The sequence below is a fragment of the Pedobacter sp. UYP24 genome, assembly GCF_054057295.1.
In genome coordinates this window covers 404863-428223 of the sequence record NZ_JBSRZD010000001.1, presented here as the reverse complement: position 1 = coordinate 428223, position 23361 = coordinate 404863, and the positions used below count along the sequence as shown (strand labels likewise).

The following is a 23361-nucleotide window of genomic DNA, read 5'->3' as shown; positions in this document are numbered from 1 at the left end:
TACAATTATGAGTTCTCAAACGGATAAACCCGGGCAGCCCGCCCTGTTCTCCCTCTATTGGGAATTAAAGGTGCTGCTTTATTTGGGGGTATTGCTCCTGAGTTCAGGCTTGGGCATTTTGATTTATAATCACATCGACACCATTGGTCATCAGGCCATTATTGGCCTTATCTTCGCTTTGAGCGCGGGGTGTTTTTACTATTGCTTTTTGCACGGGGCGCCTTTTAGCAAACTGAGGGTTAAGACTGAAGGTCCTTTGTTTGATTATGTGCTGTTGCTGGGCTGCCTCAGTTTCTTAACTTTTGTGGGTTACCTGCAAACGGAATATGCCGTGTTTGGCAATAGTTATCGTCTGGCTATTTTTATCCCGATGCTGGTATTTTTTTTTATGGCCTACCGGTTTGACCACCTTGGGGTGCTGAGCATGGCCATTACCAACCTGGGTATATGGTTCGGTGTTACGGTTACCTCCTTAAATTGGTTTATGGGTAAAGACGGCGGAGGCTATGGCGTAAGCCTTGAGATAGGAAAGCTAAATTACATTTATTTAGGACTGGGACTATTGCTGATTGGACTGGGGTATTTCTCGGCCCGCTTTGATTTTAAAAAACATTTCCGTTTTACCTATCAGCACTTTGGTGTACATATGGCTTTCATCGCCCTTTTATCGGGTTATTTTGCTCATTTTGATGAGGGTATAGCCATATTATGGCCTTTGGCCGTGTTTGCGCTGGCTTCATTTTTATATTTTGATGCATTGAAGCACCGTTCATTCTATTTTATCATACTGGCGTTTTTGTATAGTTATGTGGCTTTAAGCGCCCTGATCCTAAAAGCATTTAGCAACCTCAGGGGTGATGGTTTGTTGTTTATGGGCTTCTTTTACTTCATTGTTTCGGCATTTTTGCTCATCAGGATTTTAATTGGTATAAACCGGAAAATTAAAAGCGATGATCATTTATAAAAAGCCCGCGAGCGACAATTATTCGCCAAACATATTTATCCGTGCTGGCCTGTTTATTTTGACCCTGATGATTGCGCTAAGCGTGATCGGCTTGCTGAGTTTGCTGCTGGGCGATATTTTTATCTCCAACGCTGCCTATTGGTTATTTCTTGGACTATGTTGCTATTTTGCCCTGGAGCTTTCCGTTTCTATGCACCACCACTGCCGCTCTGGTGTAGATGATGCCTTGCTTTGGCTAAGCGGGGGACTGGTATTAGGGGGCTTGGTCATGCTGACGGACAAGGCAATGAATGGAAATGAGGAGCAGATGATCTCCGCTCTGGTGCTGGTACTGAGTTTCTATTTAACCCTTCGTTTTGCTGACTTGATTATGGCGGCAGTGTGCTACTTGTCGCTCATTGCTTTCTTCTTCTTTGGTTGGGCACGTATTCCGGTTTGGGGAATGGCTACCATGCCTTTCCTGATTATGATTGTTGCGGTTGCCAGCTATTTCTCGGTACAGCATTATAGTAAGAAAACCGAACAGCCTGCATATCAAAAATGCTTAACGATTGTGTGTATGTTAACGCTGTTGGTGCTTTATGCTGCCGGCAATTATTTTGTGGTGCAGTGCCTCAATCCGACTACGGAAATATCGCCTCTTACAGATGGGGCTGCCGTTAAGCCCATTCCTTTTGCTTTGTTTTTTTGGTGCTGGACGGTATTGGTTCCATTGCTATACATCGCCTTTGGCTTAAAGCGAAAGGATGTGATTTTATTACGGATGGGTTTATTGCTGCTTGCCGCCGCAACTTTTACGGTGAGGTATTATTACCATGTTTTGGATATAGAATGGGCATTAACTTTAGGAGGATTGGTACTGGTTGGTATCGCTTACGCTGCGTACCGGTATTTGAAGGTACCGCGACATGGCTTTACTGCTGATGAGCTTGAAAACAACAACCAACTGGATAAGCTTATTGGGGAATCGTTAGTGATTTCAGAGACCGTAAATACTGCCCCGAACCTACCAATAGACCATCACTTTGGCGGTGGTAGTTTTGGTGGTGGTGGTGCCAGCAGTAATTTTTAATAAAGTAAACTTTTATACATTTCTGTGTACCTTTGCAAATTGATGGAATATAACGTTCATACTTTGCCAAATGGCATACGTCTTTTACATGTACCTTCTTCTTCGGCAATTTCTCATTCCTGCATTATCATCAATAGCGGTTCGAGAGACGAAAAGGAGCACCAATCTGGTTTAGCACATTTTATTGAGCACTTAATTTTTAAGCGTACTGAAAAGCGATCTACCAATCAGATTTTAAACCGGCTGGAAAGTGTTGGTGCAGATCTTAATGCCTACACTACAAAAGAATATACTTGTATTCATGCTTCTTTTTTACATCCTTATCTGGACAGAACACTAGAGCTTTTTAATGATATTGTTTTCCATTCTACTTTTCCAGAAGATGAATTGGATAAGGAAAAGGGGGTTATACTTGATGAAATTGCTTCCTATCAAGATCAGCCTGAAGAAGCAATTTACGACGATTTTGAAGATCTTGCCTTTGCCGGCCACTCATTGGGCAGAAATATTCTTGGTACTGTGGATTCTGTTGCTAAATTAAACCGTGAGGATATAAAGCAATTTATTGCAGAGAATTACCATACCGATAAGATCATCATTGCGGTGATTGGAAATTACAGCCTACAAAAGCTCGTTAAAATTGGCACTAAACACTATGCAGATATTCCGCAAAACCTGCATAAGCCTGAGCGCATTGCTCCATTAAAACAAGAATTGTTTACGCGTATACAGCATAAACCAATTACCCAGGCACATACTGTTTTAGGTTGTTCTGCTTATTCCTTACATGACTCCAATAAGACGGGCTTACTGCTGCTAAACAATCATTTTGGTGGCACCGGAATGAGCTCTGTTTTAAATCTTCAGATTAGGGAAAAATACGGAATTGCCTATACTATTGAATCAGGATATAGTCCGCTAACTGATACCGGTATCTTTACCATTTATTTTGGAACCGATGCGGAAAAGGTGGATAAGGCCCTTAGTCTTATCTTTAAAGAGATGAAAAAACTGAGGGAAAATCCGCTTTCTGAAATACAGCTTCAAAAGGCCAAGCAAAAATTTATTGGTCAAATTGCCCTTGGCGAAGAGAACCGAATTGGATTGATCATCTCTATGGCTAAAAGCTTGCTGGAATACGATAGAATTGATGATCTTCAAACCGTGTTTAAGAAAATTGAGTCGGTATCCAGCACTGATATTGCCAACATAACTACTGAAATACTAGATGAACGCAATTTGAGTTCTCTTACTTTTTATCCTTTAAACTAATATTTCTACCTTTGCATCATGAAATTATCTATTGTAGCATACGGAGATCCTGTTCTAAAAAAGGTTTGCGCTCCTATTGATGAGACCTACCCAAATTTACAGGACCTGATTAAAAACATGTTTGACACCATGTACAATGCTAATGGTGTTGGCCTGGCCGCTCCTCAAGTTGGACTGCCTATCCGTATTTTTATTGTAGATACAGGTAGTGACGATAAAGCCCGTTATAAAAGGGTTTTTATTAATGCCGAATTGATCTCTGAAACCGGAGTACTATGGGCTTTCAACGAAGGTTGTCTTAGCATCCCCGATATTAGAGAAGATGTAATGCGTAAGCCTGATATCCGTATAAAATACTATGACGAGAATTGGGAGTTGCACGAAGAAGATGTTACCGGTATGCCTGCTCGTGTGATCCAGCACGAGTATGATCATATTGAAGGAACACTTTTTACAGATAAGCTAGGATTGCTGCGTAAAAGGATGCTTCAAAGTAAGCTGGATAATATTTCTAAAGGGAATGTTAAAGCAGATTATAAAATGCGCTTCCCTAATCAACGTAAGAAACGTTAATTATCTGAGCTCCGGCTCTTATCTCCTTTAAAGATAGACTGCATCAATTTGCCCCATGCGAAAGGATTGAGTAACGGGTTGGTCTGCGTCATATTCTTGTTTAGAGAATTGTAATGGTTTAATCTAAAGTTTGCGCTTTGGATTTCACCCCCATCTCTGGGCAATGTAACCATTAAACCGCCGATACTTTGTTTGGATAGGTTTTTAATAGCGATAATGTAATCGTCATCAGCAATTTTCATGGTCATAAAATCCTTGGTAAAGTCTTCCACGGTTGCCCAGGGATAAACCCTTACAGTAGGAAGGTTAACGATTTCTGATTTCAGTTTAATTATTGCCGTGTATTTTGTTTCATTGATATCACCTGGAATAGGCAATAGCCTATCCTGATAACCAACTGCTGTATAGAGAATGGTATCTCCAGGATGGGCGATAAAAGAAAAGAAGCCTTTATAATTGGCTGCATATTTTTGCTCTTTATTGCTTAGGTTGGTAACCGTTACATACGGCACAACTGTATTGCTATCCACATCGGTAATAATCCCCGAAAACTGTATTAGTTTCTTATTATCAGTTGCTTGCTGTGCAAAAACTGAAGAAACAAAAAGAAGCAATAAGATGGTTAAAGCATACTTCATTATACAAATTTACCTGTATTAAACAACACGACTAGTTAAATTGTGTTAAAATGTTTAGGTTAAACCGGTTCTGCCAGGTTTATAGCTACAACAGATGTGATTTGTGGTACAGATTTCATGATGGCTTGTTCAATTCCTGCTTTCATGGTCATAAAGCTCATTTTGCAAGATCCGCAGTTGCCTAACAATTTCAATTTAACTACATTATCCTCCGTGATTTCCTCTATGGCAACATCGCCCCCATCGGCTAATAAATATGGGCGGATGCTTTCCAGTGCCTGCTCTACTTGTTCTGTTAAATTCATTGGATTTTATATTAAAGCATAAAAATAGTAAAATTATATCAATTAGGCGATTGCGTTGTTTATCGCGATCTGCTGTGCTACTCTGCCAGCAATTTCTGAAAATGTTTTACTAAGTAAGTTTTCTCTGCTCAAAGCTATTGGAGAACCGCTATCGCCAGCTTCAGAGATTCCTTGCACCAATGGGATCTCTCCAAGGAAAGGCACATTAAAGGACGTGGCGAGCTGCTTACCCCCGTCTTTTCCGAATAAGTAGTACTTATTTTCTGGAAGTTCTGCCGGTGTAAAATAGGCCATGTTTTCAATAACACCTAATACAGGGATATTAATACCAGGCATTCTAAACATTGCCAATCCTTTACGGGTATCTGCCAATGCCACTTGTTGTGGTGTGGTTACGATAACAGCCCCTGCGATAGGAAAGCTTTGTGTAATGGTGATGTGTATATCTCCAGTGCCCGGTGGAAGGTCTACAATAAGGTAATCCAGTTCTCCCCAGTCGGCATCATTAAACAATTGTTTTACCGCATTAGAAGCCATTGGTCCGCGCCATGGTACAGGCTGATCGGGATCGGCAAAGAAGCCAAGAGATAATAGTTTGATCCCGTACTTCTCTATTGGCAAAATAAGTGTTTTGCCATCTTCAGTTTCCCTGGCAGACGGCTTGGCGCCAACAAGATCAAACATGGTTGGTACAGACGGGCCATAGATGTCTGCGTCTATTAATCCGATTTTAGCACCCTCAGCAGCAAGTGTTACTGCCAGGTTGCTTGCGACAGTAGATTTACCAACGCCGCCTTTTCCTGAGGAGACAAGGATAATATTTCTAATGTCCTTAAGCTGAGTGGTATCCATTGGCTTAGTAACTCTTGAGGTTACATTAATGTTTACCACAGCATCTTTACTTACAAAATGCTTTACCGCATTATTGCAGGCGTTTTTAAGCATCTCTTTCATCGGACACGCAGGTGTAGTTAACTCTAATGTAAAATTAACGTTATTGCCTTCAATCTGGAGATCCTTGATCATGTTAAGGGTAACCAGGTCTTTCTTTAGATCCGGGTCTTCTACATTTCTTAGCGCAGAAAGCACTTGTTCTGGACTTATCATCATTAACAGCAAATTTAGCCCTTATTTAATTTTATATGCCCCATTTTATTGTAATTTTATCGCAAATAAACTTTTAGTTTGTATTGAACGTTTAGCATTAAACACCTAATTTACAACATGCGGCCTCCAAAAATTACTATCCCTAAAAAGTACCTGAAGATCGGTGCCTGGGTTTTAGGGATACTTATCCTCCTCACTGTAATAGCAGGAAGCATCGCCTACAGCAAAAGAGAGACTTTACTTAGAACAATGATTGCAAAGGCTATTAAAAAAGCTGATAAAGATTACGATCTGGAAGTGAAAATTGGGGAAGCTGGGTTTAGCGGACTAAGTACTGTGCGCATGACTAATATTTCAATTGTACCAAAAGAACGCGATACCCTTGGTAACATAAAAGACTTGACCATTGGCGTGAAATTGTTTCCACTACTTTTTGGGAACGTAAAGCTATCTGAGATGGCCTTAAGTGATGGCAAGATTAATCTTGTGTTTAGGGATTCAATTAGTAATATAGATTTTATTCTAAAGCGGAAAAAGAAGGACAATACAAATGATAAATCTAAGCTGGAGCTCTCTAAAATTGCCAGCAACTTACTGAACCAGATACTTTACAAGGTGCCAGATGATATGGAAATCAAAAATCTGATGCTGGCAGTTAATGACAATGACACCGCAAAACTTTCCTTTCTCACCACAACGGCAACAATAAAGAGTGGGGTGCTTAAGTCTACCATTAAAGTAAACGATACAGAGTCTACCTGGCATGTAGATGGAGAAGTAAGAGCGGGAAGCAGGCATTTTGACGTCATGGTGTTTGCAGACAATAAAAAAGTTGAATTGCCCTATTTGAACAACAGATTACATGCTAAGTTTAGCTTTGATACCATAAGAACAGTTTTAAAAGGCGCAGAATATAGCGGAGATGATTATAAGATTGAGGGCTCATGGTCTGTTAAAAACTTGTTGATAAACCATGCAAAGATTGCTGCGAATGACATTGTTGTTCCTGAAGCCAGGATTGAGGCTGCGCTTTTGGTTGGACCAAATTACGTAGCGCTTGACAGTACGTCGACTGTGTTTTTAAAAAAGGCCGAGATTCACCCTTACCTCAAGTATACATTGAGTCCGAATAAAATTTATGAGGTTAAGCTAAATGCCCCTGAGCAAGATGCGCAGGAAATATTGAACGCCTTTCCACAAGGTTTATTTGAATCGTTGGAAGGTTTAAAAGTTAGCGGAAAAGTAAAATATGCATTAAACTTTTACCTGGATAGTTCACGCCCGGATAGTGTTAAGTTTGATTCTGGCCTTATCCCCTATAACTTTAAAATTGTGAAATGGGGTAAAACTAATCTTCAAAAGATAAACGAACCTTTTGTTTACACGCCATACGAGTATGGAAAACCGATGCGTAATATTATGATTGGGCCATCAAACCCAAACTATACGCCGCTTTCTGAGGTATCAAGTAATTTTAAAAATGCCATACTGACATCAGAAGATCCTTCGTTTTTTTCCCATAAGGGATTTGTGCTGGAATCTATTCGTAAATCTTTTGCAGTAAACTTCAAGGAAAAGAAGTTTGTACGTGGAGGAAGTACCATTTCTATGCAATTGGTTAAAAATGTTTTTCTAAGCAGAAAGAAAACACTGGCTCGTAAAGCAGAAGAAATTCTCATTGTATGGTTAATTGAGAACAATAGACTAATCAGCAAAAATCGCATGCTGGAGGTTTATTTCAACATAATAGAAATGGGGCAAAATGTGTATGGTATTGGAGAAGCTACTCGGCACTATTTCGGTAAAACACCTGCTGAATTGAATATTGGCGAAGGTATATTTTTGGCCAATATAGTGCCCCGACCAAAAGCTGCTTTGTATAAATTTACAGGACAGGGTGGATTGAAAGACTATATGTACAACTACTTCCAGTACATTGGAAATATTATGGCCAGAAGGGGTCTTACCCCATCGGATACAAGTGGGTATGGTTTTTATAATGTTAGGCTTAGAGAGGGCCTGCGACAGTATCTGTTGCCGGATTCTGTAGCTATAGACACTAATATGCTGGATAGTGAGGACCCGCTACCTCCAGTAGAAACTCAGGATCAGTCTAAGAATCTTTTCGATCGTCTTTTCGGGTCTAAACCAGACAGTACAACCAAGCAATCATTGCCACAGGCAGATACCGTTAAGACAAAAAAACAGTTGCGACAAGAGAAGAGAGACCAGAAGAAAAAGGAGAAAGAACTGGAAAAACAAACTAAGGAAAACGGATAGCATGAACACCATTCAAATAGAAGATAAGGAGTTTGAGATTTTGTTGGAAAATGACAACATCTGCAAACGAACCCGATTAATTGGCATTCAGTTAAATGTTGATTACGAAAATCGTTGCCCCATTTTTATTGGGGTGCTTAATGGAAGCTTTTTGTTTATGGCAGACCTGTTAAAGGAGATTACTGTCTCTTGTGAGGTTGGCTTTATTAAAGTCTCCTCTTACGAAGGGGCAGAAAGTTCTGGTAAAATTAAACAAGCTTTTGGTCTGCCTACTGATCTATTTGAGCGGGATGTAATTATTGTTGAAGATATTGTGGACACCGGCTTTACGTTGGATTACATTATTGCTGAAATCTATAAGCAGAAACCAGCATCGGTAAAGGTTTGCGCTTTGCTTTTAAAGCTAAAAGCATTAAAAGCTCCAATTGAAGAGCTGGAATATGTAGGTTTTGAGATCGCCAATGAGTTTGTTGTAGGCTATGGGCTAGACTATAACGGCCTTGGCAGAAATTTAAAAGATATTTACAGAGCTAAAACTGTTAGCTGAGCAGGCGCTTTATCCAATTATTTTTCACAATTTTGCAATGTTTACATAATTCTAAGAAATGACCATACACAAGGAAGGTTACACCACTATTGCAGTATCGCTGCTCTTTATATTTGTCCTTAACGCAATTATAGACTACAGGTTTGCTGATATTACCTGGCTGCGTTGGTTAGCTTATATATTCTCAGTTTCATTATTTCTTATTGTGCTGCAATTTTTTAGAAATCCTTCACGTTCATTTACATCGGGTAACAACCTGGTAATTTGTCCGGCAGACGGTAAAGTTGTGGTAATTGAAGAAACGGAAGAAGGAGAATATTTTAAAGATAAGAGGTTACAGGTATCCATATTTATGTCGCCTGTTAATGTACACATCAATAGAAACCCCATCTCTGGTGTAGTCAAGTTTTTTAAATATCACCCTGGGAAATACTTAGCGGCCTGGAATCCTAAATCTTCTACTGAAAATGAACGTACAACTGTTGTAGTTGAACATGAAAATGGCATCCCAATACTATTCAGACAAATTGCAGGTGCACTTGCAAGAAGAATTGTATGGTACGTTAAAGAAGGTGATCTTGTTGAACAAAGCAAAGAATTCGGCTTTATAAAGTTTGGCTCAAGAGTAGACATATATCTGCCACTAGGTACAAAAGTAAACCTGGAATTAAATCAGGTTGTAAAGGGTGGTATCACTGTCTTAGCTGAATTGGCTTAACTGCGAAATCTGCACCGTTCTTCTGCACTATTCCTATAATTTTAAAATTGATTTCTTCTTTGATTTCGGCAGGAGTTACAGCACTTTCATTTGGCACTAAATAAATTACTTGAATATTTAATGAGGATTCGCCAAAGGCCTCCAGTCTTGCTGATCCATCTTGTATTTGGGGGTGTTCCTTCAACAAGTTTGTTATGTCATTTACAATTGTTTTTATAGTTTCCTCTTGTGTAGCATAGCTTAAGCCAATCATAAAAAGGATTCTTTGATAATTTCGCCTTGTCACGTTTTCAAGTACTCCATCAATCATCGCCCTGTTGGGTATGATAATGGTTGTTTTATCCGGACTAATGATCCTGGTGCTTCTAAAGCCCACTTTATCAATTGTTCCTTCAATTCCATCTACCTTCACTACATCCCCTACTGTGAACGGTTTATCAAGGAAGATTGTAAATGAGCCGATCAGGTTTTCGAGGCTCTCTTTTGCGGCTAATGCTACGGCTATACCGCCAATGCCAAGACCTGTTATTAGGGTAAGCACATTTATTTCGAACACGTAGCCTAAAAGCACAAAAAAGCCAATAAAACACGCAATGGTTTTAGTCAGCTCTTTAAGGAAAGGAACCAACTGATCATCTGCCTTATTTTCAGTAATAGTTGCTTTGTATGTTAACACGTGGGCTACAAAATCTATGATCCTCAGGACAATCCAGAATATAGAAAGAATGATAAGGAAGAGAAATACTTTATCTATAACCTGTCCAAGATATACTTCAACTGGCAGCTTCGTTTTATGGATTTGTCCGGCATTACTAAACACCCTTACATCAAGGGGGTGCTTAAGTTGATTAATGGCTATATAATACGTAGTTAATTGAATAAATAGCTCAATAGGTTTTAAGAGGAGGGAAACAAATTTGCCATCTTCTACGTCTGCAGCAAAGTTTCTGAAAAGCCTGAAAAGTAACAAGCTCAGTATACGTGAAATAATGCGCTTGAAAACTAGCCCCAGTAATATTATTACAGCAAAGAGGCAATAATCCTTAATTGTATTCCCCCAGAATATTTGTTCAAAGAATTTACTGTTCATGCTGAGTGTCATGCTTAAGATTTTACACACAAAAAAACCTCCCCGATTGATTCGAGAAGGTTAATATATTATTCACTAAAAGATTATACCCTTTTAGATTTGATACGTGCTGCTTTACCAGTAAGTTCACGCAGATAGAATAATTTTGATCTGCGAACTTTACCATGGCTATGTACTTCTACCTTAGCGATGTTTGGAGAGTTGATTGGGAAAATACGTTCAACCCCAACACCATTAGACATCTTACGAACGGTAAACGTTTCGTTAGCACCAACGCTATTGCGTTGCAATACTACACCTTGATAAATTTGGATACGCTCTTTATTACCTTCGCGAATCTTATAGTGAACACTCACTGTATCTCCTGATTTGAATGCAGGAAACTCATTTTTTGCGATTACCTGCTCTTCAACAAATTTTACTAAATCCATGATTTTAAGCTATTAAGCCGACTTTTTGTTGTTTAAAATCGGACTGCAATATTAGGAATTTTATTTTATAAATAAAAGTCTATTTTATTTTTTTCCACAATCTTTATTATTTCCACATGTTTGCTGCGTTTAACGGGGGAAATAACTAGTTTATTGAGTAATATTTAATCTTCCAGCAAATCAGGCCTGCGGGCTTGCGTACGTAGCAATGCCTGCTCATGTCGCCATTCATTTATTTTAGCCTCATGTCCGCTAAGCAACACGTCAGGTACTTTATTTCCATTCCAGTTGGCGGGCCTGGTGTATACAGGCGCGTCCAGTAGCTCTCCCTGAAAGCTATCTGACAATGCAGATGTCTCGTCGTTTAAAACTCCCGGTATGAGCCTTATAATAGCGTCTACCACGACTGCAGCAGGAAGCTCTCCTCCTGACAATACATAATCTCCAATGGATATTTCTCTTGTAACATAGAGATCCCTTATCCGCTGGTCTATTCCTTTATAATGCCCACAAAGCACCAGAATGTTTTTAAGTCCTGATAATTCATTTGCTGCGGTCTGATTGAAGGTTACACCATCCGGGCTCATAAAGATTACCTCATCGTATTCGCGCTGCGATTTCAATAATTCAATACATTTGGCAAATGGCTCGATAGACATAACCATGCCACTTCCACCGCCATAAGGGTAATCGTCTACGCTTTTTTGTTTATTGCTGGCATAATCACGTAGGCTATGGACAACGATCTCAGCAATACCCTTGTTTTGGGCACGTTGCAAAATGGAATGCGCAAATGGACTTTCAAGAAGTGCGGGCAAAACAGTTATGATATCAAAACGCATAGATAAAGACATTAAGGATTTAGATAAATATCCAGTAATCCATCTGGAAGATCAACCAGCAAAGTCTCTTCTTCTTCGTCGATTTCCACGATCATATCCTCATTTAACGGAAACATGATCTCTGTATTTTTATAAAGTACAGTAGCTACAAACTGTTGAGGATATTCATTGACTTCTATTACTTCTCCTAATTCACCATGAGTCTCGTCTGAAACAATAAAGCCCTTTAGATCATTATAATGGAACTCATCCTCTGACCGATCTGGCATTTTATCCAATGGTAAGTAGATTTTCTTTTTAACGAGCACCTGAGCTTTATCGATATGATCAACATCATCAAAGTAGAAGTTACCGGTACTGTTGGTGTGGAGTTTATAAGAAGATACGAAAAAAGGAACCATTTTACCGCTAATCTCTGCAAAAACGACATCAAGATCCAATAAATCTGGCTCGTCGTATTCGAAGTACAATTGCACCTCCCCTTTTAAACCTTTGGTTTTGGTAATGTATCCGATATAAAATGATTCTTCTTGTATCAAAGTTGATATAATTAAACTGCATAAAAAAATAGCGAAGATTTGTTCTGATGAATAAATCTTCGCTATAATTAAGAATAATAAAAATATTACGCTTTTTCTTCTTCTGAAGCTTCTGCTGCCGGAGCTTCTTCTGATGTTTCTTCTGCTACAGGAGCTTGTTCAACTTCAGGAGTTTCTTCTACAACTTCTTCAACTGGCGCATTTTTGATCGCTAGAGCAGCAGCACGGTCAGCATTTTTCTTAGCTTCAGCAGCTAATGCAGCTTTTTTAACTTCATCCTTAGATTTAGTCAAATTGTCTTTTTTGCCTTCAATTTTGTTGTCTTTAGCACCTAACCATTCAGCAAACTTAGCGTCTGCCTGGTCAGTTGTTAATGCTCCTTTTTTAACACCGCCTTCTAAGTGTTTCTTGTACAAAACACCTTTGTAAGAAAGAATAGCGCGACAAGTATCCGTAGGTTCAGCACCTTTGTTTACCCAGTCTAAAGTTTTATCAAAGTTAAGCTCAATGGTAGCAGGATTGGTGTTAGGATTATAAGATCCTAAACGCTCAATAAATTTACCATCTCTTGGTGAACGGGAATCCGCTACCACTACGTGGAAAAAAGGTTTACCCTTTTTACCGAATCTTTGCAATCTGATTTTAGTTGCCATTGTATTTTGTTTATGTATTCAACATAGTTCCCGGAGCTTCATGCTTGCGGGGATGCAAAAGTAAGTAAATTCCTAATGATTAGCAAGATGCAATAATTTTAAATTCAATTGCCTCAATTTCGTCTTAAAAACAGGATATTTGAACTTGTTAAATCTGGCGAAATCAACAATCTTTGCTATAATAAATTTTAAATGAGAATTGCAATTGACATGGATGAGGTATTGGCCGATCCAATACACAAGTTTATTCAACTTTACAACAAGGATTATGGTGTGCCTTTAGACTTAACCATGGAACCAGGAAAAGAATTTTATCACCATGTTCCAGAACACATCAACAATAAGTGGTTCGAGTATATTAATGAAAAAGGATTTTTTAGAGATCTGCCTGTTATTGATGGGGGTATTGAAGCAGTTAAAAAACTTCAGGAAAACCATGAAGTATATATTGTGTCGGCAGCAATGGAGTTTAGGAATTCTCTTGAGGATAAACTAGATTGGCTAGCGGAACATTTTCCTTTTATCAGCTGGAAGAACATTATGTTCTGTGGCGACAAAATTGTGAATGTAGATGTGATGATTGACGACAGGGCCAAGAATTTTGTAGGGTTTAACGGCCGCAAGCTTTTATTTACCTCACCCCATAACTTGCTTTTAAACGACTACGAAAGGGTAAGCAACTGGAGTGAGGTTTTAGAAAAACTTTTATAAAGAGAGTATCTCTACTAGTTTTAACCATGCTGGGGTTATCTCCTTTGCATCGATGTGCTTAATTGCATGATCAAACGGTGTGAAAACGATCTCTCCATTTTTTAAACCAACCATATCTCGAGATTGTCCGTTAAGCAGGCCCTCAACAGCTGAAACACCTAGCCTGCTCGCTAATACCCTATCCATGCAGCTAGGCTTGCCCCCTCGTTGAATATGCCCAAGCACAGATATCCGAATATCATATGTAGGAAACCTTTGCTTTAAGACTTCGCCAACGTTAAATGCCCCGCCAACCTCATCTCCTTCGGCCACAATGATAATTTTTGACGCTTTATCTTTACGTCCGCTCTCCAATCTGGTTACAAGGCCTTCAACGCCCATGTTCGCTTCGGGGATCATAATAGCCTCGGCACCTACGCCTATTCCACTTCTTAAAGCAATAAGTCCGGAATCACGACCCATTACTTCAACTATAAACAGTCGGTCGTGAGATTCTGCTGTATCCCTTATTTTATCAACAGCATTGATCACTGTATTTATAGCGGTATCGTAGCCTATAGTAAAATCTGTTCCTTCTAGGTCATTATCAATCGTTCCGGGTAAACCAACTATAGGATAGTTGAACTCTTCGGAAAACAGATTGGCTCCTGTAAATGTTCCGTCTCCTCCAATTACTACAAGTGCATCAATATCTTTAGATTTCAATTGCTCAAAAGCTTGATTTCTACCTTCTTTAGTTCTGAAAGCATCACTACGCGCCGTTTTTAGAATAGTTCCGCCTCTTTGAATGATGTTAGCAACGGATTTTCTTTCCATTTCGATGAAATCTCCATTAATAAGGCCTTCATATCCCCTTAAAATTCCGGTAACCTGTAAATCGTAGTAAATAGCCGCCCTAACAACGGCTCGTATTGCAGCGTTCATTCCTGGAGCATCCCCTCCGGATGTTAGTACCGCTATATGTTTTAATTTGTTCATTATTCTTTTTGTTCTGCATTCTTTGACCCTTATTAAAAACCCGATTTAAGATGCGGGGGTAAAATTACTGATAATTTTCAATTGTTATCGAAAAATTCTACCTCTTTAAAGTTAAAGAGTAGCTCTTCCCCGTCTGATACCATTACTAATTGCCCTGTCTGCATTACGTTAGTTATTGTCCCTTCAAAAAGCAATTCCTTTTGTTTGTATATTGAGGGTTTTCCAAAACGGTAAAGATTTTTAAGGTAATTACTATGATGGTCATCTGCTTTACCAGCCCTCAGCTTTAAATATTCAACCTCAATAGCATGACATATATTATTAAGAAGCTCCATCAAATCAACATCTTGTTGTAAAATTTCGGAAAGAGAAGATGCCCGTTTTAACTGATCTTCTTCAAAGCTTTGTTGATTAACATTTATTCCAATGCCAATAATGCTTGATTTTATTCCACTTCCCAACAATGTGTTTTCTATCAATACCCCACCAATCTTCTTATCATTGAAATATATGTCGTTAGGCCATTTAATGCTTATCCCGTGGGGAATAAACGTAGACAATGCATTCCTTATACCTATGCTAACGGCTATGTTAAGGGAAAACTGGGCACCCACATTCAAAAAATTTGGCCTCAAATAAATACTAAAGGTAAGATTGAGACCTGGTTTAGAGAGCCAGCTATTTCCCTGCTGCCCTCGTCCGGCAAATTGATCATCTGCCATAATAACAGTACCTTCTGCTAATGGCTCGGATTTTGACATCAATAGTTTTAAGTAGTTATTAGTAGAGTCAACTGCTTGCAGATGGATCAGATTTTGGCCGATAAATAATGTTGAAAAAGTGTTATTTTGCAAGTGTTGATTGTATATTTGTTTATCAAAATTAAAATATTTTAATGGTAAAAAAGAAAATAGGGAACCTTTCTACATACCTCTCAGAAATTGCCGTTCATGGTATACAGGAAAAAAAAGGTAACGATATTGTTCGACTTGATTTACGTGAGCTTAATAGTTCCGTTTCTGACTACTTCATCATCTGTAGTGCAAATTCTTCTACCCAGGTCAAAGCAATAGCTGATGGCGTTGAAGAAGAAATCTATAAGAATACGCAAGAAGATCCTTGGCGCAAGGAAGGATTAGAAAGTGCAGATTGGATAATACTTGATTATTTTGACATTGTTGTGCACATATTTAAAACCGAAAAACGCGAATTTTACGGAATCGAAGATTTGTGGGGTGATGCCCAGACTACTTCTTACAAAAGCGCTTAATCATTCACATTTTTTAATTAATAATGGAAGAGAAACAAAATATAAAGCCCAGGCTGATAAAAAAATTACCTAACATCCCTAAAAAACCACAAAAAGGCCCAAAATTCAATATATTTTGGGTGTATGCCGCAATAATTGTGGGCATTATCCTTTTGCAATTCTTATTTACTGCCGATAATAGCAAGTCCATTCCTTACAGAACATTTGAAACTCAAATGTTAGCGCCTGGAGATGTTGAGAAACTTGTGGCCTACAAGCATGAAGATTTAGTTAAAGTAGAGGTTTATATTAAAAAAGACAGGCTTAACAGTCCAAAATATAAACAGTATGAGACTAAAAGTAATTTCGGAACCAATGCCGGTCCTACAGTATTTTTTACTGCGGGGTCCATGGACGCATTGGATACCCAATTAAGGGAGTCCCAAAAGAATATCCCCCCTAACCAACAGATATTGGCAGAAAAAGACACAAGACAGAGTTCTTTTAATTCTTGGTTCTTCACTGTTATCATTCCCTTACTTCTATTTATTGGCTTTTGGATATTCATTATGCGCCGCATGGGCGGTGGCGCTGGTGGCGGCGGTGGACAAATCTTTAATATTGGAAAATCTAAAGCCACGCTTTTTGATAAAGAAAGTCAAGTAAGCGTTACATTTAATGATGTTGCCGGTCTTGAAGAGGCAAAGCAAGAAGTGATGGAAATTGTCGATTTCTTAAAAAACCCTAAGAAGTATACTGATTTAGGTGGTAAAATACCTAAAGGAGCACTCCTAGTTGGTTCTCCGGGTACTGGTAAAACTTTATTGGCTAAAGCCGTTGCAGGAGAAGCTCAGGTACCATTCTTTTCACTATCAGGGTCTGATTTTGTAGAGATGTTTGTTGGGGTTGGTGCATCACGTGTTCGTGACCTATTTAAACAAGCTAAAGATAAATCACCTTGTATCATTTTTATTGATGAGATCGATGCAATCGGCCGGGCTAGAGGAAAGAACAGTATGATGGGCGGGAATGATGAGCGAGAGAATACGCTTAATCAGCTTTTAGTTGAGATGGATGGTTTTGGAACCAATACCCATGTAATCATCCTAGCTGCTACTAATCGTGCTGATGTATTGGATAAAGCACTGTTGCGTGCCGGAAGGTTTGACCGACAAATCTATGTTGATTTACCTGACGTTATTGAACGTAAACAAATTTTTGAAGTGCACATAAAGCCGCTTAAAAAGGACGGGAGCCTGGATACTGAATTTCTTGCTAAACAAACTCCAGGATTCTCAGGAGCTGATATTGCCAATGTTTGTAACGAAGCTGCATTAATTGCCGCAAGGAAAAATAAATCCGCTGTAGATAAACAAGACTTTTTAGATGCTGTAGACAGAATTGTAGGCGGTATGGAAAAGAAAAATAAAATTGTAACCCCTAAAGAAAAACGCGCAATCGCTGTACATGAGGCTGGTCATGCAACTGTTAGCTGGTTATTAGAGCACGCGGCGCCATTAATCAAGGTTACTATTGTGCCCCGCGGACAAAGCTTGGGAGCCGCATGGTATTTGCCGGAAGAGCGGCTTATTGTTCGTCCACATCAAATGCTAGACGAAATGTGCGCTACCATGGGCGGAAGAGCCGCCGAAAAGGTAATGTTTGATATGATCTCCACGGGTGCGCTTAGCGATCTTGAGAAAGTTACTAAACAAGCTCGTGCAATGGTAACAATATATGGTTTGAATGAAAAGCTAGGTAACGTTACTTATTATGATTCTTCCGGACAGGGAGAATATAATTTCTCAAAACCTTACTCTGAAGATACCGCAATTACTATTGATAAGGAAATTTCTAATCTAATTGAAAGCCAATATCAACGTGCAATCGCTTTGTTAAGTGAAAACAAGGATAAGTTGATTAAGCTTGCAGATATACTAATCGATAAGGAAGTTTTGTTTAAAGATGATCTAGAAGAGATTTTTGGAAAACGATTATTTGATACTTCAATTTCGGGAACCGAATCCCCTGCAGGAAGCACGGGACAGATTACTCCAGTAGAAGCATAAAACTAAACATTTATTTCTGCTGCCATTATTGATGATGGCGGCAGAACTATCTACCATGCAAGAAAATATCTCCTCTAAAGAACAAATACTAAAAAAGGTAAGAAAAGCCCTCCTTGAAAAAAGAGATAATCCTTATCCTAATTTAGAAGACACCCCACTATACTCAGAAAACACAGAGTATCTCGACATACTTTTCGCTGAGCAGCTTACGGCCGTGTCTGGCAATTTTATTTATTGTGAGAATGGGCTAGAGTTTATAGAGAACATTTTACAACTGGCCGATAAATACAATTGGAGAAAGATCTATTGCTGGGAGCCTGAGCTTCAGGAACTTCTTTCAACTTATGAGTTTCCATTTTACAAAACAGACAAAGACTTCCATCTGGCAGATGTTGGTATAACTATGTGTGAAGCCCTCATTGCGAGAAATGGATCAGTTATGGTTTCAAATCAAAATGCCGCTGGCAGAAGACTAAGTATTTTCCCACACCATCATATTGTCATCGCAAGAACCGGCCAAATGGTTCTTGATTTAAAAGATGCTTTTACTTTGATTAAAAATAAGTATGGCACTCAAATCCCCTCTATGATCAGCACAATAACTGGCCCTAGCAGAACTGCCGACATCGAAAAAACACTAGTTCTAGGTGCCCATGGGCCTAAGGAATTGTTCGTTTTCTTAGTTGAAGATTTTTCTTAAATTTCCATATCTAATATTATTATCTTAATTTTATACCGTATACCAAAAGAGTCTACGGTTCAAAATGAGCAATATATCCAAAAAATACGCCGTTATTAAAGGAACTGGGAGCTATATCCCTGAAAAGATAGTTTCTGGTGATGCCTTCTTAAATTCTACTTTTTACGACAACGGTGTAATCCTGGACAAGGATATCACCGAGATTATTAAGAAGTTTTCTGAAATCACCGAGATCAACGAACGTAGGTATGTTGATGACAATTTAGTCAATAGCGATATTGCTGCTGTTGCTGCACAGAATGCCATAGATAGCGCTGGTCTTGATAAAGAGTCTATTGATCAGATTATCCTCTGCCATAATTTTGGCGACATTACTATTGGCAGCAACAGGACCAACATGATTCCAGCTCTTGCTGCAAAAGTTAAACAAACCCTTAATATCCAAAATCCTGATTGCGTAGCTTACGACATTATTTTTGGCTGCCCAGGCTGGGTTCAGGGTGTTATCCAGGCAAACTACCTTATCCAAAGTGGAGATGCAAAAAGAGTAATGGTAATTGGATCGGAAACGCTTTCAAGAATAACAGATCCGCATGATCGTGACACAATGATCTTTGCTGATGGTGCTGCTGCAGTAATTTTTGAAGCTAAAAAATCGAATGAACCTACCGGCATCATTGCACATAAATCACAAACATTTGCTGCTACCTATGGGTCATTGCTAGTAATGGGTAAAAGTAATAATCCAGCTGAAACTAACGGAAATTTATACCTTAAAATGAATGGGCGTAAGCTCTACGAGTTTGCTGTAATTAATGTGCCTCAAGTAGTTAAAGGAGCTATAGATAAAGCTGGAATAAGTATTAAAGACATTAAGGCCGTTTTCATTCATCAGGCAAATGGAAAAATGGACCATGCAATTATGAAGCGCGTATTTAAACTATATGGTCTGGATGAAATTCCTGAAAACCTTGTGCCAATGACAATTTCTTGGTTAGGAAACAGCTCTGTCGCAACTATCCCAACATTACTAGATCTTGTCTTGAAGGGCAAAATGGAAGACTATAACATAAAGGAAGGCGATTATGCAGTATTTGCTTCCGTAGGCGCAGGGATGCACATTAATGCTGTAGTTTATCGGTTTTAGCTCCCCGTTACTCTTAACAATCCTGCCTTAGCCTGCGTTTCAATACTACTTTCGTAATCATGATTCTTCATCTGTATTGCCGTATTGTAAAAAGCTCTTGCTTTTGCAAAGTTCTTTTGCCTTTCATAGATCTTACCTAATTGTAATGCCGCATTTGCAGCATAATAATATCTTAAATTTTTGCCTTGATTAATCGCATTTTGAAACCTTGAAACTGCTTCATTATCCCTCCCGACTTCATCTAAAATACGTCCTGATCGGTAATAATATTCAGTTATATCTCTTCCAGCAGAAAACTCTTTTATAGTATTTACCGAGATTACATCTGCCGCTTTATCGTAATAGCCGCCATCAAACAGCAACCTCGCTTTCAATAGCAACTTATTTGGAGCAGTATCATTCGCTTCATTTAAAGCTTGCTTATCCTTTTCCTGATAATTATACCCGGTAGACTTTACTTTATCCATATAGGCATTATAGCTCTTTGTATCCCCTTTAAGCAAGCCAATCCAAGCCAACCTTAAGTTTGCATCCCTGATGTAATTAACCCCTTTATTTTGTTGTAAAAACAGGAGGAAATCCTGCGCAGCAGCGATATAATCTAGCTTATTTAATTTGGCGGAAGCAGCAAGGTAATCAAGGTAAGGGAACGCCTGATAAGAGGCTCCAGATGGTCGTGAAGAAAGGATAGCAATTGCCTCATCATTATGCCCACTTTTACTGCAAACCAAAGCCTGAAGATAGCTTTTCAATAGGCTGCTATTACTAATTCTGGCGGTATACTTCATCGTCTTCACATATGCAGAAGGGCTATGCGCAATATCGTTCAAAACGAAAGAATAATAAAACACAACCTCTTCATAAAAAGGCTCGTATTTAGACAGTGGTAAATTTTCTGCCAATTTTTCCAGCATAGCAATGCCTTGTTCTACATCCCCCTTTATTCCGAAAGTTGATAATGTACTTTTCAACATGCCATCTGGCAAATTTCCCAAAAAAGCATTTATTAATCCCAATCCTTTACTATTGAGTTGAAACGCCGGAAACCTCTTGCTATTATCCTGAAGCTGCCCATTAGCTTTCTTTATTTCGCGTGCAGCTGTAAAGTATTCTCCATAGCGTCCACGTATGAGTGCCCATTGCAGGTTTATTTCCGCCTGGGCATACAGGTAGTAAGGGGAACTTTTGTCTTCCTCCTCAAGAGCTTCAATCCTTATCTTTTTGTTACGTTCCAATCTGTCAAACTCCTGCTTGCTATCATTGGTTAGCAGGTAAAAATAGTCCACATAATTTTCAAGAAGAATAGTAATGCCATTATCAGGGTTCTTCTTCTTTTCCTGTGCAATAAGCTGCTTTGCGCTATTTAATTTAAGCGCAAAAATATGCTCATAAGCGTTTAGGCAATTCGCGTTAAAATCAAACTTTGCAAAGCTGAAAAGTGGGAATAAGAAAATACAAAGAAATAGGATTAATCCTGGCAGTAATTTTTTTTCCATACATCAAGAAGCCAAAAAATTATAAAATAAGCCAATAAAAAAAGGGCCGGTAATTAAGCCGGCCCTTTTCAACTAAATAATATTATTAAGCTGGCACAACTTCTAGTGTCAGTGCCTCATCAACAAGGATTCTTCCACAATGTTCGCAAACAATTATTTTCTTGCGCTGACGGATATCCAATTGGCGTTGAGGAGGAATCTGATTGAAACAGCCAGAGCATGAATCACGATCAATTGTTACAACAGCCAAGCCATTGTTGGCATTCCGCCTTAATTTACTATAAGCCGTCAACAAGCGCTCTTCAATTTGAGTCTCTGCTTTTTCTGCTTTCTTAGAAAGTGACTGCTCTTCTTTTTCTGTTTCTGAAGTAATAGTCTCCAATTCACCTTTCTTTATATCAAGGTCTTTCTTTCTGGTTTCCATATCAAGAGCTGCTTTTTCATAGACCTCTGTTTTACCGGCGATATCGAACCCAAATTCCCTGATCTTCTTTTCAGAAACCTGAATATCTAAAGTCTGGATTTCAACTTCCTTGGTTAAAGCATCATATTCACGGTTATTCTTTACTTCTTTTAATTGCGTTTCGTATTTCTTGATCAGGTTCTGAGCTTCCTTAATCATATTTTTACGAGTTACGATAGCATCTTCAGAATCATCCAATTCAGCTTTAAATTTTTGTATACGTGTTTCTAAGCCCGCAACCTCATCTTCAAGATCGGCAACCTCCATTGGAAGTTCGCCACGTATCTGACGGATCTTATCAATTTTAGTATGCAGGTTTTGTAATTCATACAATGCCTTTAGCTTTTGCTCTACAGTTTGTTCCATTAAATCAAATAATTTACGGGGTTTGTATTATGCTCCGTTAAACGGATTGCAAAGTTAGGAAATTTTTCTTGAATAATATCTATCAACAAATGAGATGTAAATTGTTCTGTTTCAAAGTGTCCGATATCAGCAATCACCAATTTATCCTCTGCGTCAAAAAATTCATGGTACTTAAAATCTGCAGTAATAAAAGCATCCGCTCCCGCAGCAATCGCTTCCTGCAAAAGGAAACTGCCAGATCCTCCGCATACTGCTACTTTTTTTATCCGCTTAGGAAGAATAGTTGTGTGCCTTATCACAGCAGCATCCATATTGTCTTTTACAAATCTCAAAAAATCTATTCCATCCATCTCCTGCTCCAGCCAGCCAATCATACCTGCTCCTACGGCATCTGTTTTGTTGTCTAGTGAGTAGATATCATAAGCAACTTCTTCATAAGGGTGATTTTCTAGTAAAGCAAGAACAACCTTTCGCTGTTGCTCAGCCAAAAACACAGTTTCAATTCGTGTTTCTGCTTCATGGTGTAATGCATTTTGTTGTCCTACGTATGGATCTGTCCCTTCTCCTGCTTTAAACGTTCCTATACCCTCACCATTGAAACTACAATCCGCGTATTTGCCAATGTTTCCTGCTCCTGCGGCGAACAATGCAGCCCTGACAGCATCAGCATGTGGTGTGGGACAAAACGTAACTAGTTTTTTTAAAAGATTCTTTTTCGGACTTAATATCTTCGCATTTTTCAAACCAAGACGGTCACAAATCACCTTATTTACGCCATTATTTACGTGGTCCAGATTTGTATGGATGGCATACAAGGCAATATTGTTCTTTATGGCTTTCATTACCACCCGCTCCACATAATTCTTACCGTTAAATCTTTTTAGCCCCTTAAAAACAACGGGGTGGTGCGTTATTATTAAATCACAACCTAAAATAATAGCTTCATCTACAACCGCTTCAATACAATCCAGTGCGACCAACACCGCTTGAACCTCCTGATCAGGACTGCCAACCAATAATCCAGAATTATCGTAATCTTCCTGGTATTGGACTGGAGCAAACTCTTCCAGATGTTTAATTAAAACAGACAACCTCATCTGTTAAAAATACAAAAAGATATGGCTTCCACTATTGAATTATATTTTTTGAAT

Annotated in this window: 25 protein-coding genes; 12 read left to right on the top strand and 13 right to left on the bottom strand. The window is 38.8% G+C overall.

Translation table 11 applies throughout. From position 1 onward, the window contains the following. Positions 1–7 precede the first annotated feature (7 nt). The 4 genes from ACVWYN_RS02005 to def are packed head-to-tail and all read left to right on the top strand — an operon-like array spanning position 8 to position 3881. A complete protein-coding gene (locus ACVWYN_RS02005) occupies positions 8–964 on the top strand; it encodes a DUF2157 domain-containing protein (protein WP_457287143.1) in 957 nt (318 codons plus the stop codon). Further along, positions 951–2036, top strand: a complete 1086-nt coding sequence (locus ACVWYN_RS02000) for a hypothetical protein (protein ID WP_457287142.1) — start codon at positions 951–953, stop codon at positions 2034–2036. Before ACVWYN_RS02005 ends, ACVWYN_RS02000 begins: the two co-directional genes overlap by 14 nt. Before the next feature lie 42 nt (positions 2037–2078). After that, positions 2079–3308 (top strand): M16 family metallopeptidase, encoded by a 1230-nt coding sequence (locus tag ACVWYN_RS01995; RefSeq protein WP_457287141.1) that lies wholly within the window; start codon positions 2079–2081, stop codon positions 3306–3308. Positions 3309–3326: 18 nt separating this feature from the next. Further along, positions 3327–3881, top strand: coding sequence for a peptide deformylase (def, locus tag ACVWYN_RS01990; RefSeq protein ID WP_457287140.1), 555 nt, complete (start codon positions 3327–3329; stop codon positions 3879–3881). Here the strand turns inward: def and ACVWYN_RS01985 are convergent. The 3 genes from ACVWYN_RS01985 to ACVWYN_RS01975 are packed head-to-tail and all read right to left on the bottom strand — an operon-like array spanning position 3878 to position 5931. Then, positions 3878–4519, bottom strand: a complete 642-nt coding sequence (locus ACVWYN_RS01985; RefSeq protein ID WP_457287139.1) for a hypothetical protein — start codon at positions 4517–4519, stop codon at positions 3878–3880. The two genes, def and ACVWYN_RS01985, sit on opposite strands and share 4 nt — an antisense overlap. A 59-nt stretch (positions 4520–4578) precedes the next feature. Beyond that, entirely contained in the window at positions 4579–4824 is a 246-nt protein-coding gene (locus ACVWYN_RS01980; RefSeq protein WP_457287138.1) for a NifU family protein, read from the bottom strand. A 42-nt stretch (positions 4825–4866) separates the two neighbouring features. Then, complete coding sequence (locus ACVWYN_RS01975; RefSeq protein ID WP_457287654.1) at positions 4867–5931, bottom strand: Mrp/NBP35 family ATP-binding protein; 1065 nt, start codon at positions 5929–5931, stop codon at positions 4867–4869. A 117-nt stretch (positions 5932–6048) separates the two neighbouring features. Here ACVWYN_RS01975 and ACVWYN_RS01970 point away from each other — a divergent pair, with 117 nt between their 5' ends. From ACVWYN_RS01970 to ACVWYN_RS01960, 3 genes are read left to right on the top strand one after another with little or no spacing between them, the layout of a single operon-like run. Then, positions 6049–8211, top strand: a complete 2163-nt coding sequence (locus ACVWYN_RS01970; protein WP_457287137.1) for a transglycosylase domain-containing protein — start codon at positions 6049–6051, stop codon at positions 8209–8211. A gap of 1 nt (position 8212) precedes the next feature. Beyond that, the gene (gene hpt, locus ACVWYN_RS01965) at positions 8213–8758 is read left to right on the top strand and encodes a hypoxanthine phosphoribosyltransferase (RefSeq protein ID WP_457287136.1); all 546 of its coding nucleotides are present in this window, start codon (positions 8213–8215) and stop codon (positions 8756–8758) included. 58 nt (positions 8759–8816) lie between these two features. Then, positions 8817–9476, top strand: coding sequence for a phosphatidylserine decarboxylase family protein (locus ACVWYN_RS01960; RefSeq protein WP_457287135.1), 660 nt, complete (start codon positions 8817–8819; stop codon positions 9474–9476). Here ACVWYN_RS01960 and ACVWYN_RS01955 read toward each other — a convergent pair. The 5 genes from ACVWYN_RS01955 to ACVWYN_RS01935 form a co-directional block, all read right to left on the bottom strand. After that, positions 9451–10566 carry a mechanosensitive ion channel family protein gene (locus tag ACVWYN_RS01955; RefSeq protein ID WP_457287134.1) on the bottom strand — a complete coding sequence of 372 codons (1116 nt, stop codon included), beginning with the start codon at positions 10564–10566 and terminating at the stop codon, positions 9451–9453. The two genes, ACVWYN_RS01960 and ACVWYN_RS01955, sit on opposite strands and share 26 nt — an antisense overlap. Before the next feature lie 83 nt (positions 10567–10649). Next, a complete protein-coding gene (rplS, locus tag ACVWYN_RS01950) occupies positions 10650–10997 on the bottom strand; it encodes a 50S ribosomal protein L19 (protein ID WP_457287133.1) in 348 nt (115 codons plus the stop codon). Between the two features lie 164 nt (positions 10998–11161). Beyond that, positions 11162–11839 (bottom strand): tRNA (guanosine(37)-N1)-methyltransferase TrmD, encoded by a 678-nt coding sequence (gene trmD / locus ACVWYN_RS01945; protein ID WP_457287132.1) that lies wholly within the window; start codon positions 11837–11839, stop codon positions 11162–11164. 11 nt (positions 11840–11850) lie between these two features. After that, positions 11851–12378 carry a ribosome maturation factor RimM gene (gene rimM / locus ACVWYN_RS01940; protein ID WP_457287131.1) on the bottom strand — a complete coding sequence of 176 codons (528 nt, stop codon included), beginning with the start codon at positions 12376–12378 and terminating at the stop codon, positions 11851–11853. An 86-nt stretch (positions 12379–12464) separates the two neighbouring features. Beyond that, positions 12465–13031, bottom strand: coding sequence for a 30S ribosomal protein S16 (locus ACVWYN_RS01935; protein ID WP_457287130.1), 567 nt, complete (start codon positions 13029–13031; stop codon positions 12465–12467). A 192-nt stretch (positions 13032–13223) separates the two neighbouring features. Between ACVWYN_RS01935 and ACVWYN_RS01930 the strand changes: the two genes are divergently transcribed. Further along, on the top strand, positions 13224–13742 hold the full coding sequence (locus tag ACVWYN_RS01930; RefSeq protein ID WP_457287129.1) for a 5' nucleotidase, NT5C type: 519 nt from the start codon (positions 13224–13226) through the stop codon (positions 13740–13742). Here the strand turns inward: ACVWYN_RS01930 and pfkA are convergent. Both pfkA and ACVWYN_RS01920 read right to left on the bottom strand, forming a co-directional pair. Next, positions 13737–14720: a 6-phosphofructokinase gene (pfkA, locus tag ACVWYN_RS01925; RefSeq protein WP_457287128.1), complete on the bottom strand. Its 984-nt coding sequence runs from the start codon at positions 14718–14720 to the stop codon at positions 13737–13739. The genes ACVWYN_RS01930 and pfkA overlap by 6 nt on opposite strands. Positions 14721–14797: 77 nt before the next feature. Beyond that, entirely contained in the window at positions 14798–15574 is a 777-nt protein-coding gene (locus ACVWYN_RS01920; protein WP_457287127.1) for a biotin--[acetyl-CoA-carboxylase] ligase, read from the bottom strand. A gap of 41 nt (positions 15575–15615) precedes the next feature. Here ACVWYN_RS01920 and rsfS point away from each other — a divergent pair, with 41 nt between their 5' ends. The 4 genes from rsfS (at position 15616) to ACVWYN_RS01900 (ending at position 19885) form a co-directional block, all read left to right on the top strand. Beyond that, positions 15616–15990 (top strand): ribosome silencing factor, encoded by a 375-nt coding sequence (gene rsfS / locus ACVWYN_RS01915; protein WP_457287126.1) that lies wholly within the window; start codon positions 15616–15618, stop codon positions 15988–15990. Between the two features lie 23 nt (positions 15991–16013). Next, a complete protein-coding gene (ftsH, locus tag ACVWYN_RS01910; RefSeq protein ID WP_457287125.1) occupies positions 16014–18038 on the top strand; it encodes an ATP-dependent zinc metalloprotease FtsH in 2025 nt (674 codons plus the stop codon). 55 nt (positions 18039–18093) lie between these two features. Beyond that, on the top strand, positions 18094–18738 hold the full coding sequence (locus ACVWYN_RS01905; RefSeq protein ID WP_457287653.1) for a LutC/YkgG family protein: 645 nt from the start codon (positions 18094–18096) through the stop codon (positions 18736–18738). Positions 18739–18802: 64 nt separating this feature from the next. Continuing rightward, a complete protein-coding gene (locus tag ACVWYN_RS01900; protein WP_457287124.1) occupies positions 18803–19885 on the top strand; it encodes a 3-oxoacyl-ACP synthase III family protein in 1083 nt (360 codons plus the stop codon). Here ACVWYN_RS01900 and ACVWYN_RS01895 read toward each other — a convergent pair. The 3 genes from ACVWYN_RS01895 to ACVWYN_RS01885 all read right to left on the bottom strand — a co-directional run bounded on the left by ACVWYN_RS01895 (position 19882) and on the right by ACVWYN_RS01885 (position 23307). Further along, on the bottom strand, positions 19882–21381 hold the full coding sequence (locus tag ACVWYN_RS01895; protein ID WP_457287123.1) for a tetratricopeptide repeat protein: 1500 nt from the start codon (positions 21379–21381) through the stop codon (positions 19882–19884). The genes ACVWYN_RS01900 and ACVWYN_RS01895 overlap by 4 nt on opposite strands. An 85-nt stretch (positions 21382–21466) precedes the next feature. Next, positions 21467–22210, bottom strand: a complete 744-nt coding sequence (locus ACVWYN_RS01890) for a zinc ribbon domain-containing protein (RefSeq protein WP_457287122.1) — start codon at positions 22208–22210, stop codon at positions 21467–21469. Further along, on the bottom strand, positions 22210–23307 hold the full coding sequence (locus tag ACVWYN_RS01885) for a Nif3-like dinuclear metal center hexameric protein (RefSeq protein WP_457287121.1): 1098 nt from the start codon (positions 23305–23307) through the stop codon (positions 22210–22212). Before ACVWYN_RS01885 ends, ACVWYN_RS01890 begins: the two co-directional genes overlap by 1 nt. Positions 23308–23361: the final 54 nt, after the last annotated feature.